Source organism: Terrimonas rubra (assembly GCF_042686025.1).
Taxonomy (GTDB): domain Bacteria; phylum Bacteroidota; class Bacteroidia; order Chitinophagales; family Chitinophagaceae; genus Terrimonas; species Terrimonas rubra.
The window spans coordinates 915,102-927,462 of the sequence record NZ_JBHUOZ010000001.1; the positions used below are offsets into that span (position 1 = coordinate 915,102).

At 42.9% G+C, this 12,361-nt stretch carries 11 protein-coding genes; 2 read left to right on the top strand and 9 right to left on the bottom strand.

Going from position 1 to position 12,361, the window contains the following annotated elements; genetic code table 11:
* Positions 1–11: 11 nt before the first annotated feature.
* The 6 genes from ACFS6H_RS03915 to ACFS6H_RS03940 form a co-directional block, all read right to left on the bottom strand.
* Positions 12–611, bottom strand: coding sequence for a glucosaminidase domain-containing protein (locus ACFS6H_RS03915; RefSeq protein WP_386095427.1), 600 nt, complete (start codon positions 609–611; stop codon positions 12–14).
* A gap of 314 nt (positions 612–925) precedes the next feature.
* Entirely contained in the window at positions 926–1,342 is a 417-nt protein-coding gene (locus tag ACFS6H_RS03920; RefSeq protein WP_386095429.1) for a hypothetical protein, read from the bottom strand.
* A 19-nt stretch (positions 1,343–1,361) separates the two neighbouring features.
* A complete protein-coding gene (locus ACFS6H_RS03925) occupies positions 1,362–1,862 on the bottom strand; it encodes a hypothetical protein (RefSeq protein ID WP_386095431.1) in 501 nt (166 codons plus the stop codon).
* A 2-nt stretch (positions 1,863–1,864) separates the two neighbouring features.
* On the bottom strand, positions 1,865–2,200 hold the full coding sequence (locus ACFS6H_RS03930) for a hypothetical protein (protein ID WP_386095433.1): 336 nt from the start codon (positions 2,198–2,200) through the stop codon (positions 1,865–1,867).
* A gap of 64 nt (positions 2,201–2,264) precedes the next feature.
* Positions 2,265–2,825, bottom strand: a complete 561-nt coding sequence (locus tag ACFS6H_RS03935; protein ID WP_386095435.1) for an RNA polymerase sigma factor — start codon at positions 2,823–2,825, stop codon at positions 2,265–2,267.
* Positions 2,826–3,149: 324 nt separating this feature from the next.
* Positions 3,150–6,011: an outer membrane beta-barrel protein gene (locus ACFS6H_RS03940; protein WP_386095437.1), complete on the bottom strand. Its 2,862-nt coding sequence runs from the start codon at positions 6,009–6,011 to the stop codon at positions 3,150–3,152.
* A 346-nt stretch (positions 6,012–6,357) separates the two neighbouring features.
* On the opposite strand from ACFS6H_RS03940, the gene ACFS6H_RS03945 reads away from it, so the two are divergent.
* Positions 6,358–6,969, top strand: coding sequence for a DUF5606 family protein (locus ACFS6H_RS03945; RefSeq protein ID WP_386095438.1), 612 nt, complete (start codon positions 6,358–6,360; stop codon positions 6,967–6,969).
* Between the two features lie 289 nt (positions 6,970–7,258).
* On the opposite strand, the gene ACFS6H_RS03950 is transcribed toward ACFS6H_RS03945, so the two are convergent.
* From ACFS6H_RS03950 to ACFS6H_RS03960, 3 genes are all read right to left on the bottom strand, one after another.
* Positions 7,259–8,977, bottom strand: coding sequence for a M3 family oligoendopeptidase (locus ACFS6H_RS03950; protein WP_386095440.1), 1,719 nt, complete (start codon positions 8,975–8,977; stop codon positions 7,259–7,261).
* A gap of 91 nt (positions 8,978–9,068) precedes the next feature.
* The gene (locus tag ACFS6H_RS03955; RefSeq protein ID WP_386095442.1) at positions 9,069–9,887 is read right to left on the bottom strand and encodes a hypothetical protein; all 819 of its coding nucleotides are present in this window, start codon (positions 9,885–9,887) and stop codon (positions 9,069–9,071) included.
* Between the two features lie 8 nt (positions 9,888–9,895).
* Positions 9,896–10,597: a YjjG family noncanonical pyrimidine nucleotidase gene (locus ACFS6H_RS03960; RefSeq protein WP_386095444.1), complete on the bottom strand. Its 702-nt coding sequence runs from the start codon at positions 10,595–10,597 to the stop codon at positions 9,896–9,898.
* A gap of 129 nt (positions 10,598–10,726) precedes the next feature.
* Between ACFS6H_RS03960 and ACFS6H_RS03965 the strand changes: the two genes are divergently transcribed.
* Positions 10,727–12,298 carry an N-acyl-D-amino-acid deacylase family protein gene (locus tag ACFS6H_RS03965; RefSeq protein WP_386095445.1) on the top strand — a complete coding sequence of 524 codons (1,572 nt, stop codon included), beginning with the start codon at positions 10,727–10,729 and terminating at the stop codon, positions 12,296–12,298.
* Positions 12,299–12,361 lie beyond the last annotated feature (63 nt).

Below are 12,361 nucleotides of genomic sequence, written 5' to 3' on the forward strand. Positions count from 1 at the left end.
AAGGTTACAAATTATTTACTACCGGCCAGTTTATACTTTTGAATGGTCGAAGTTATGCGTTTTCTCCATTCAACGGGTGCCTCGGAATAACCTGCTTTACTAATGGCATCTATCCACAGTTTATAGTCGTTATTTCCTTTTAAACGGGCATAGTATTTCCGGCGGGACAGTAGTTTGCAAAAGTCCACATAGGACCCCAATACCGAGTTGTATTGTTTATAGCGGGTTTTAATACCTTTTGTTTTAAGCAGGTTATTTTTACCTACTATACCAAAGTGGTTATTGAGTAGTTTGGAATTGCGGCTGGTGCCCGCACCCGACTCCACAATGGCAATGGCCAGGATAATGGATGAGGGGATGCCATAAACACCGGATAAAGAGTCGGCAACCGGCTTATAGGTATTTACATAAGCGGTTTGTGCCTGCAGGCTGCTGAGGCCGCACAAACACAGGAACAACAGGGCAAGCGTTGCTTTTGTAGCGTGTTGTTTGAACTTTAATAGTGTTTTTATTACCATTAATAAGGGTAAACGTACAAGAAAAAGCTGAGCTTTCATAGCCACAAAGATGGAAAAACGGCTGCTTGGCGTTGCATTCTGGCTTACCGGCAAAAGTTAAAATAGTTTGATGAGCCGGCAAAAATAAATCTATTTAAATGGTTATCAAACAATTACATTAAAAACAGTGCCGTTTTAACATATTATTATTTATAGCTGAGGGGCTGCCCGACTGGCAGTAGTAGCTGCAATAGTGTTTGGCCTGTGCGGGGGCTTGCACTACTACAGAAGGCGGGGACATGGCCGACCGGAGTTACTGCCGCTGATAGCCCCCGATACCTGTACCCCTAAAAAAAGAGAAGCCAGGTATAAAAATACCCGGCTTACATGCACATTAACCATTAAACCTTCTTTATAATGAGTTTGTATTAATCTCTGTTTCTTCCGCCACCCTGGCCTCCGCCACCGGGTCCGCGACCACGGGGACGCAATGCGGGCTCAATTTCGTCAATATATTTTTTATATTGCTCTTCTGACAGTAATTTTTTTAACGCAGCGTCACGTTTTTCTGTGATCGGCTTTTGTTTTTCGCGCCAGGCCTCCATATCGGGGCGTCCGCCGCCACCCATCAGCTCTTCTCTCAGCTTGTCCTGCTCCTTGTAATACGTAGTAAATACGTCATCAATCTGTTTCAGGTTCTCGGCTGAGGGTTTAAAAGCACTGTCAATTTTATGATGCACAATTTTCACCCTTTCTTCTACTGTAGTACGCTGGAAGCCCCCCTGTGCGTTTACTGTCAGGGCAGCCGCCAAAACAATACCCGTCAAAATTATTCTGTTTTTCATTTCGATGTTGTTTTATTGTTTATTTTTTTTGATCGCCTTGTGGTTGTTGCGGTTTACCGCGTTTGCTTACGATTTTTTTAAGCACACTGTCGTACCTGGGTAATTGTTCCTGGGTGCAAAGGTCCCGCACCTGTTTAAAGTGACGGAAACTCTGCAGTTCCATCAGTTTCTGGTTGGCAGCAATGGATGCTGCAGCGTTCTGTACCACACTGTCCTCTACGGCGGCTGTTTGGGTTAATTTAAATAATAGTTCCTTTCCTTTCTGCATGGAGTCGAACAATGGTTTGGCAATTTTCCAATGCTCTTCCCTTAAGTTTTTATACTGGGCAAGTTGCTGTTCGCTAAAACCCACTTCCTTTTCCAGCGCACTGGTAATACCGCTTTTGTTCTGGTCCCTGGAGGGTGGCTTATGCGGGCACCTGCCGCCCGTAAATACATATACCACTAAAGCAATATTGCTTATCAGCAATACGGCTATAATGAATAAGAGTGTTTTATATCTTGTGGTTGTTGTGGACATGATCAGGGTTCAACATTTACATAGTCATAGGTAGTGGCCGATGCCATTTGCTGGTATTCGTTATCGGTAAGGCTGTTGGTTTGTGTGGCAGTGTTAGCTGTATCCTCCTTGCTGTTTACCACCACAAAAACATTTAATACAATTACCAGGCATAAGGTACTGAGTACCACTGCCGGCCTTGTAACAAAACCGCTGATAACCGCCCACACCGATCTTTCTTCACCCAGCTTCGACATGATACGGGTATACAGGAAAGGATTTGCCTCCGCCCTTGTGATACCGTCGGTGCTATTCAGGATAGCATCAACCCTTGACTGCGTATGTTTATTTTCGTTCATGGACAAGTATTTGACGTTTTCACTGAAAAAACCCTTTGCTAAAAAACGTTTTTTTATGGGTTAGTCACAGTTTTTGTGTTAAAATTTTTTTCAGGTTTGTTTTTGCCCGGTGCAGCAGGGACTCGACAGAGGGAACCGTGGTTTGCATAATTTCACTGGTTTCCTGGTAGCTTAACCCTTCTACCTTGTTTAAAACAAAGGCAATTTTCTGATTTTCAGGCAGTTCCTTTATTGCTTCAAACAACAGGCTGGCATCTTCCTTTTTGTCCAGCGCTATTCCGGGGTGATGAAAATCGGGAATGATCACCTCCTCCTCGTTATTATCGCCCAAAATGCTTTTCATGAAACCAAAGCGTTTTTTCCGCTTTTTCTTACGTTCAAAGTCCAGCGATTTGGTAATGGCAATACGGTATAACCAGGTGGACAGCTTTGATTCGCCTTTAAACGTACCGATGGAGTTGTATACCTGGATAAACACATCCTGTGTAAGATCTTCGGCATCTTCCACACTCTGCACAATGCCTAAAATGGTATTAAATACCATATCCTTCCAGCTATCTACAACTGTTTTAAAGGCCTTTTCATCGCCTTGTTTCAGTTGCTCAATCAATAGCCGTTCGTCCAAAGTGTACTATATTTTATTGTATGGCGATATTACAATAATTATTGCTAAAACAAAAGAACTTGCCGTTTAGCGGCTAAATAAATTTATGGTTGTCAGCCGTTTTTAAGCAGGCGTTATACTTCAAAATTTAGGCCATAACAATGTTATGGCCTTTAGTTTTTTGTAGCCGGCATTAGTACAACCATCAGCATTTGTTGCGTCGCACACTTCAGCTTTTGTAATACTACTGAGCTTTGTGCGAAACAATGCCTGTTACTTTTAATAAACCGATGAGCTGCCGGATAAAATATACCGGAACCTGTTATCCCCTCAGCGGATTATCCCTTAAAACATGGGCGGGCCACCCATACCACCAGGTCCGCCGGGACCGCCCCATGGGCCACGTTGCTGGTTGGTAGCACGGCCTTTACCAAAGTTTTTAAGGCTATAGGTAAAGGTGAGCATAAAGTATTGTTGTAACACCTGGTTCCAGGAGTCGGTGATAACATTATTTTCACCCACTGTACGGGAAACACTCTGGTTTTGTTTTAACAGGTCAAATACCGATAGTTTTAATTCGGCTGCTTTGTTCTTTAAGAATTTTTTACCCACGGCCGCATTCCACAACCAGTAACTGGTATTAAAACCTTCGGACATACCTGTGTAGGTCTGGTTAATAACATCGTTTTGTAAAAACCATCCGTTTTTAGATAACAGGTTCAATTGTACACCACCATTCTGGTTGGTGTATCTGGTACCGCTTGCATCGTTAAACTGTACGTTATACGATACGTTATAATCGATGTACTCGTTAATGTTGCTGGCTAAAACGATACCGGCATTAACGCCGTAATTGTCTGTCATAGTTTTTTCGCCATTATTTAAACCGGGAATACTGGAATAGCTAAAGCCAGTGCTCAGGTTAAGGTTGGTTTTAATGGCGTTGATAGGCTGACTGAACGTGAAGAATGTGCTCATGTTCTTATAGCCGTTCATGTTCACCGGTTTGGTTAACTGGGATCCGCTTTTTAACTCAATACCATTCACTAAGGAGTCGGCAGCTGCAATATAAAGTGCATTGGTAATATAATTCTGCTGGGCATTTAAAAACACGTTGGCAAAAAAGCTCTGTCCTTTCTGAGTATTGGTAAAGGTATACCGGCCGGATAAGAAATGGTTATATGACTGTTTCAGCTGGGGATTACCCACACTTAAACGTAATACATTGCTGTTATCTACCACATCCTGTAATTGTGTTACCGAAGGGAAGTTGGTACTGGCACGGTAGAATAACCTGAAGCTGCTTTTTGCATTCAGCTTTTTACTCCACATTAAATTGGGTAATACATTGGTAAAGGACTGTTTAAAGTTCCCTGTGGTCGGGTAGGTTCGGTCACTTGTCAGTATACTGTACTGCAGGTTAGCGCCTACTGAAAACTGGTTATCCCTGCTTGCACCAAGACGATAGGTAACACCCCCGTTATGCGTGGTGGTGGTGTTTTCAAATGTATTGGATGCAATGGGCTGAAAAGTTGTATAGTCCTTGTCAAAATAGTCATAATCATAAGTTCTTCTATCAGCTTCATTTTTTGTATAGGAAGGCTGATAGCTTATCTGTAACATTCCTTTTTTACCCATTGGCTCGTTGTAAGAAATATTACCGCCTAATGTATAACCGTTTGTCGGGTTATTGATAAACTGGTTTTGCAGCGAATCTTCTGTTATTAATCCTTTAAACGTTCTGTTAAGTGTGTTTACATAACTTCTGCCGTCGTTTTTATTAAAGGCCTGGTTAAAGCTGATTGAATAAGAACGGCGACGGTTGTTTTTAAAGGTATGGCGGAACATAATATTGTTACGCAGGTTATAACCATTGCGGTAAGATACATTTGTTCCGTTTTGCGTATTGGATGTATCTGTTCCTGTTAAGGTAAAACCATAAGTACTGCTACGGTTCTCATTATTCTGGAAGTTTAAGCTTGGAATGACCATCAGCGTATTAAACGAGTCAATTTTATATTCCAAACGCATGTTGATGCGGTGGTTATAATTTGAGGTTCTTGAAGTGGCACTATCATATACATACCGGTTGTTTAAAGGATAGGTCATACTGGTACGGCTATCATTATCGGTATTACTTTGATTAAAGAAGTAGCTACCGCTTACATCAACTTTTTTACCCCATTTGTCGCCATAGTTAATACCAATGGCATTGGTTGTAGCAATACCGGCCTGCTGGCCTACCTGGAAGTTCTGGCCACCGCCGCCCCAGTTTCCACCGCCCATCATACCACCGCCACCGCCACGGCCACCACCGCCACGACCACCGCCACCACCGCTGCTGGTAACGCCTAACAGATCCTGGCTGCCAAAGTTTTGCTGGTTTACATTATTAAAGTTGCCAATGAATGATAATCTCCTGTTACCGTTAAAGAAACTGATATTACCACCGGCAGCATAACGGTCATCAGTACCATAACCGCCATAAATACGGCCGAACTGGCCATTGCTGATGCCCGATTTGGTAATGATATTCAATGATTTTACCGAGTTACCGTCATCAAAACCCGAAAGCTGTGCCTGGTCGCTCAGGCGGTCAAATACCTGTATTTTATCCACCACACTGGATGGCAGGTTTTTTAAGGCTGCCGAAGCATCGTCGCCAAAAAAGTCCTTACCGTCAATGGTTACTTTTCTTACGGTTTCGCCGCCTGCAGTAACCGTACCATCACGGCCAACAGTTACGCTGGGCATTTTTTTGATCAGGTCTTCCACCGTAGCATCGGGGTTTACCTTGTATTGGCTGGCGTTGTAAATAACCGTATCGCCTTTTTGCTGTACCGGGGCCTGTTTACCCACCACCGTTACGCCTTCCAGCTCTTTGGTAGCTTTTGGAATAAATAAAGTGCCCAACTGAGCCGAAGGAAGTGAATCGGTTAAGGCAACCGCCTGCTTGTATATATCATACCCGATGGAGCTTACCTGTAAGGTATAGGTACCAACAGGAATTCCGCTAAACGTAAAAGCGCCCTCAGCATTGGAAAGTGCATTGAATTTTACAGTAGTATCTTTTGTCTGGCTAAGTGTAAGGTTAGCAGCTTTAAGTGGCGTATTATCGGCCAGGTCTAACAGCTTACCGCTTACGGATTGAGCCTGAACCGCAACACCCACGCATAATAACAAAACTAAAAAGTGAAAATGCTTCATAAAAAATGTAATAATGCTGATAAGACGTTGGTTTTTAAGTTTCCTTTTACCCTGTTCTTTTTTTTTGCAGAATTGTGTTGCCCATCCTGTTTTGAGGATGTTGTAGAGAGGTAAGAACCAGTCCTTTCGGGCTTTCCCGGAAAAACCCGGTAAATGTTAAGAAATACCTAATTATACTAAAAATGCGCGGCAGCAAATTATTTACAGGGGTATGGTCCGCAGGTTATTTATATGATTTTGGCATGTTCCGGGGGCTTTAAGGGGGCAGAAAAATATTTACAACCCTTTAGTGTGCGTTGTTTGGCCTAAGTCTGTTATCTTGCACCTCCTTAATAATGTTAGAAGTATGGAATATTCAAAACTTGTGGCCGTAAGTGGCTTACCCGGTTTGTTTGAGTTGTTAAGCAGCAAAAACGATGGCGCCATTGTACGTTCTATTGAAGATGGTACAACAAAATTTGCCGCCTCCAGGGTACATCAGTTCTCACACCTGGAAAGTGTAGAAATATATACTGTTGGTGATAATGTAAACCTGGTAGAAGTATTTAAAGCAATGGATGCTGCCGGTACGGCTTTACCCGATGTAAAAGATAATAACGGGGTAAAGAAATATTTTGAGCAGGTATATGCCAACATGGATTTTGACCGTGTGTACGCCAGCGACATGAAAAAAATAGTAAAATGGTTTGACGTTTTAAAACGTAAGAATGTGGAACTGAAAGTGACTGAATTACCTGAAGAGGAAGAAGTTACTGAAGAGACTGTTGCTGCTGTAGCTGAGGAAAAACCAGCTAAAAAAGCGCCTGCCAAGAAAAAAGCCGCTGAAAGCGACGCTACGGAAGAAGAAAAGCCTAAAGCAAAAGCTGCTAAAAAAGCAAAAGAAACAGAGGATGAAACGCCTGCTGAGAAAAAAGCGCCTGCCAAAAAGAAAGCAGCGCCAAAAAAGAAAGCAGAGTAATATTGTTTATATAGATCATTGGAAAAGTACGGTTTATAACCGTACTTTTTTATTTATGCCTATTGTATGTATTGTAACCCAACTGCTGCAGTAATGATAATGATGGATTATTACTGCAATCATCCTTAAAATAAAAAAGCCCCCGTGTGGAAACACGGTGACTTAGGTTAAGGCTCTGATTAGTAGCTATTTTAGAATAATATAATTGTCACCAAATAATTAGCTATCAAAGCTAGTTTAAGGTTTTGATATTTCCCAAAATTTGATATACCACAAACAGGTAATTTTTTTATTTTATGGCGTCCAGCTGGCCCTGTACAAACTGCATTAAGCCTGCAATGTGACCGGGTGATAAATCAAACTTAAGTCCCGCTGTTTCAAACAGTTGTGGCAAAGGTTTAGTTCCACCCAGGCTTAAAGCCTGTATATAGTTCTCTATTGCTTTGGCCGGGTTTTGTTTGTACTGCTGCCACATACCAATGGCGCCAAGCTGGGCAATGCCATATTCTATATAATAGAAGGGTACTTCGTACAGGTGTAACTGGCGCTGCCAATGATAATACATATACTCCTCCAGGCCGCTGCGGTCAATTACCGGTGATAAAAACTCGGTATATACCTCGAACCATTTTTCTTTACGCTGTTCCGTGGTATGGTTGGGGTTTTCATAGATCCAGTGCTGGAATTTATCGATGGTGGCAACCCAGGGGAAAATGGTGATCACTCTTTCCAGTTGCTGCTCCTTCGCCCTTAATAATTCTTCTTCGCTTTTAAAAAATACCTGCCAATGGTCCATGGTAAACAGTTCCATGCTCATACTGGCCACTTCGGCAATTTCGGTGGGGTATTCTTTAAAGCCGTTCAGCGCCAGGTTATGCGATAAAAAAGAATGCACGGCATGGCCACCTTCGTGTACCATGGTGATCACATCATCGAACTGGCCGGCAGCATTCATAAAAATAAACGGTGCGCCGCTTTCTGCCAGGGGACAGTTATAACCGCCGGGTGCTTTGCCCTTGCGGCTTTCCAGGTCAAGGTGGCCCATGGTTTTCATTTTACCGATACAATCGGCAAAGAACGGTTGCAGCTGGTTAAAGCAGTTGATCGTTTTTTGCACCAGGTCCTCACCATTGGTAAAGGGCCGTAAAGGTTGTATGCCGGCAGGCTCGGCTTCTACGTCCCAGGGACGTAATGTGTCAAGACCCAGCTTTTGTTTTTTGTTCTCATATATCTGGTTCACCAGGGGCATTACATGTTGCTTTACCGCTTCATGAAACAGGAAACAGTCTTCCTTGGTGTAATCGAAACGGCCTAATTCGGCGAAACGGAAGTCACGATAGTTTTCAAAGCCTGCATTTACAGCCACCTGGTGGCGTTTTTGTAATAAGGAATTAAACAGTTCATCCAGCGCTTCCTTATCCTGTAGTCTTCTTTCGGCTATTTTACGGTATACTTCTGCCCTTACGTTCCGGTCGCTGTCTTCCAGAAACTTCATCGCCTGCTGCAGGGTATATTCCTGGCCGTTTACGGTCACCGTCATTTTACCGGCAATAGCGCCGAATTTCTGGGCTTCAACACCCAATGCGGCATTTATCTCTACATTCTCCTGGCGAAACAGGTCAATACTCTTTTTTACATTACGCAGGTAAGTGAAATAAGTGTCTTTATCCAGCTCGTTTACCAGCGGGTGTGCTAATAGTTTACGGTTCAATACATCGGCATAGGGTTGTATATGCGGCTGTATCTCCATCATAAAAAAGTTAAAAGCGTCTTCCAGTTCTTTATTTTCTGTATCACAGGTCATTTTGATCTGGCGCCAGCAAACATCTTCGCTGATGATGGCTTCCAGCTCGCTGCTGTCCTGCAACCATTTGTTTAATTCGTCAATGGTGTTTATTTCCCGTTGTTCCAGGTTTTTGAAGTAGGGCTCCAGGGAGGCCCAATCGGTAATGACAAAATCTTTTGGTAAAAAATGGCGTTCAATTTTTTGTATATCCGCTGTTATCATATGAAGAGATTATTTATTTAATATTTACAAAGGTTAAACAAATGACGCATAAAATAGTTTTAAAATGTCCTTTGTTTAAACCCCGCCTTGTTTATTCTTTGGCCAGTATTTTATAACTATCTGTCACCAAAAGTTGCGCCTGTTCCAGGCGTTGTGTTAAGTAGTATTTATGGTTCAGGCCACAAAGTACCAGTATTTTTTTACCTGGGTTTTCGTTGGCTATTTTTATAAGCTGTTCGGCCATATAGTTATTTCTTTTTTCCCAGAATATAAGCGTTTTTTCAAAATCCGCTACGGTTGCCGTGTCCCTTATATATGACTTACCCATTGCCAGCACCTGCTTTTTCTCTACTTCGTAAAGATGCCGGGTACGTTCCATTACTGCAGCATGGTTTATTTCGGCCAGGGTGGAACGGACAACGCCGGCATAGTAATCTTTATTCATTTTTCTGAAATCGCTGTACAGTATACTGTCGCTGGCAGACTTGGACGCATTGTCCAGTTGGGCAAAAAACCGCTTATTAATCCCTATCCATTTTTTAACGTAACCCCGCCTGTCAGGAATAAGGGTATCGTAAGGTACTATATCACAGTTCTTGTTCCGTTGGGCATATTTCTGAACACTTAGTTGTTCTATACTCGGTTTGCCTATTTTAAAAAAACGTACCAACGATAAGCCAAAAACAGGTTTATAGGGTTTATCCTGTTCCCGTAAAATCATATCAGGCTCAACAGCCTTAATTGTTTTGTATAAGGTTTTATGATTGAATTTTTTATTGCCCGTATGTATGGTACCTATGATAATTATTTCAGCCGGTGAGGTGTTGTTTTGCGACAACAGACGGCCTGCACCCATACAGGAAAGTATGGTCACTAAAAAAAATTTCCTGTATGCGGCGTTTAATGGCATGGCTAGTTTTAAAAAATATCGAACAACTGTTGCAGCGATGTAACCGTATAAGTGCTGTTTACCTGTTCAGTATTACCTACGTGATTAACATATACCTGGTCTATACCTGCATTTTTAGCCCCTAATATATCCACTTCAACCGTATCGCCGATCATAATGCTGCTATCGGGTACAGCATTCGCCCGTTTAAATGCGTACTCAAATATTTCTTTTTCTGGCTTTAAACTATTGGACCCTTCGGAGGTGATCACCTCTTTAAAGAATGGCGCCAGGCCCGAATGTTTTAGTTTGCTGTGCTGCACGGTTTCAAAACCGTTGGTGATAAGGTGCAGCTCGTAGTTTTTATCCTGCAGGTATTGCAGCAGTTCTATTGCATGCGGGAATAATATGGTGCGGGTAGGTAACAGTTCCAGAAACTGTTCGCTCATTTGTTTGGCCAGGGCTTCGTCTGCAATTTTAAAATCGAGCAATGACAACCACATGCGTTTTACCCTTAACTCGTTTTGTTTGATAAACCCTTTGCGATAGCGCTCCCACAGTTTATCATTGTGGACCAGGTAGTTTTTATAAAACAGGTCAAAGTTATGAACACCTCTTTTTTCCAGTTGCAGGTCGCTGTATAAGCCGGTCAGGGTTTCACGGGCATTGGCATCAAAATCCCAGAGCGTATGATCGAGGTCGAAAAATAAATGCTTGTATGTACGTGGCATAGCTACAAAGATAAACGCTTCGTTGCAGGGTTTTGCCAACAAACTGTTATTGCTAAATTAAACTTGTTTAAAAATATATTTTCGGTTAATATTACATACTCCGTTTTACTATACTTACAACTTTTTGTTATGCGCTTACTCCCTGTTGTTTTATTGCTTTTTTCATCATTTGTACAGGCCCAGCAACATTATGACGTGTTAATACAGCACGGCCGTATTATTGACGGCAGCGGTAATAACTGGTATTATGGAGACATTGCGGTTAAGGATGGTAAGATTGTAAAGCTGGGACGTATAAACAATGCCACCGCCGCCAGGATCATAGATGCAAAAGGCTTAACGATAGCTCCCGGTTTTATTGATGTACATACGCATATTGAGGGCGATGAAAGCCGGGACCCCGAGGCAAAAAGTTTTATTTACGATGGGGTTACTACGGTGGTTGCAGGTAATTGCGGGGCTTCTAATGTAGGCATAGGCAGGTATTTAAGCTGGATAGATTCACTACGATTATCGGTGAATGTAGCTACGCTTGTTGGACATAATGATGTACGCAAAGCCGTAATGGGCCGGGCCAACCGCGATGCGACGGCCGCTGAGCTGCAACAGATGGAGCAACTGGTAGCAAAAGCCATGCAGGAAGGAGCCGTAGGCCTTTCTACCGGTTTAATTTATATACCCGGCACTTATACCAAAACGCCCGAGATCGTTTCGCTTGCCAGGGTAGCAGCCCGCTATGGGGGTTTATATGCCAGCCATATGCGGGATGAAGGCGACAGTGTAGTGCAAGCCATTAATGAAGCCATTACTATTGGAAGAGAGGCCGGATTACCGGTACAGATATCACATTTTAAAGTAAGCGGCCAGCATAACTGGGGACGCAGTAAAGAAACGGTTGCCATGGTAGAAGCTGCCCGTAAAGAAGGCATTGAAGTAACGATAGACCAATACCCCTATACCGCCAGCAGTACCGGCATCAGCACATTATTGCCCGATGCTGTTTTAGCCGATGGACAGGACAGTATTAAAGCCCGGCTTCAACGGGCCGACATACGCAAACAGGTAACGGCACATATACTGGCCAGGTTAAAGAAAAGGAAATTAAAACACCTGAGTTATGCGGTAGTGGCTTATTATGCTGCGGACACCAGCTATAACGGAAAAAGTATTGAAGCCATTAACCTGATGCTGGGCCGTAAACACAACGCCAAAGCGGAGGCCGAAACCGTGATGGATATTATGACCAACGGGGGCGCCAGTGCTGTTTTTCATGGTATGAGTGAAAAAGATGTTCAATACATTATGCAGTACCCCTATAACATGTTTGCCAGTGATGCTTCTATCCGCATTTTTAACGCGGGCATGCCCCACCCCCGTGGTTATGGTACTAATGCCAGGGTATTGGGTCATTATGTCCGCGATTTAAAAGTGATAACACTGGAAGAAGCCATCCGCCGTATGACGAGCCTGCCAGCGCAAAAGTTTATGCTGCATAACCGGGGTTTATTAAAAGAAGGTATGGCAGCGGATATAGTAGTGTTTGACGCCGGCGAGGTAAACGATGTATCTACTTTTACAAAACCGCATGCCTATTCTATTGGCTTTAAGTATGTGCTGGTGAACGGTCAATTAACTGTTGACAAAGCGGTACATACCGGCACCCGGGGTGGGGTAAGTTTGTACGGGCCCGGGAAGGAGTAGTTTTAGGTGTAGATTTTAGTATTAAGATATTAGTATTTAGATAAAATTCCTGTCTAAATACTA

What these genes read in the sequence shown, in the direction of transcription:
- ACFS6H_RS03920 (WP_386095429.1), bottom strand. Translation starts at nt 1,342, where the DNA reads ATGAAAAACAGAATAATTTTGACGGGTATTGTTTTGGCGGCTGCCCTG.
- ACFS6H_RS03925 (WP_386095431.1), bottom strand. Translation starts at nt 1,862, where the DNA reads ATGTCCACAACAACCACAAGATATAAAACACTCTTATTCATTATAGCC.
- ACFS6H_RS03930 (WP_386095433.1), bottom strand. Translation starts at nt 2,200, where the DNA reads ATGAACGAAAATAAACATACGCAGTCAAGGGTTGATGCTATCCTGAAT.
- ACFS6H_RS03940 (WP_386095437.1), bottom strand. Translation starts at nt 6,011, where the DNA reads ATGAAGCATTTTCACTTTTTAGTTTTGTTATTATGCGTGGGTGTTGCG.
- ACFS6H_RS03945 (WP_386095438.1), top strand. Translation starts at nt 6,358, where the DNA reads ATGGAATATTCAAAACTTGTGGCCGTAAGTGGCTTACCCGGTTTGTTT.
- ACFS6H_RS03950 (WP_386095440.1), bottom strand. Translation starts at nt 8,977, where the DNA reads ATGATAACAGCGGATATACAAAAAATTGAACGCCATTTTTTACCAAAA.
- ACFS6H_RS03955 (WP_386095442.1), bottom strand. Translation starts at nt 9,887, where the DNA reads ATGCCATTAAACGCCGCATACAGGAAATTTTTTTTAGTGACCATACTT.
- ACFS6H_RS03960 (WP_386095444.1), bottom strand. Translation starts at nt 10,597, where the DNA reads ATGCCACGTACATACAAGCATTTATTTTTCGACCTCGATCATACGCTC.
- ACFS6H_RS03965 (WP_386095445.1), top strand. Translation starts at nt 10,727, where the DNA reads ATGCGCTTACTCCCTGTTGTTTTATTGCTTTTTTCATCATTTGTACAG.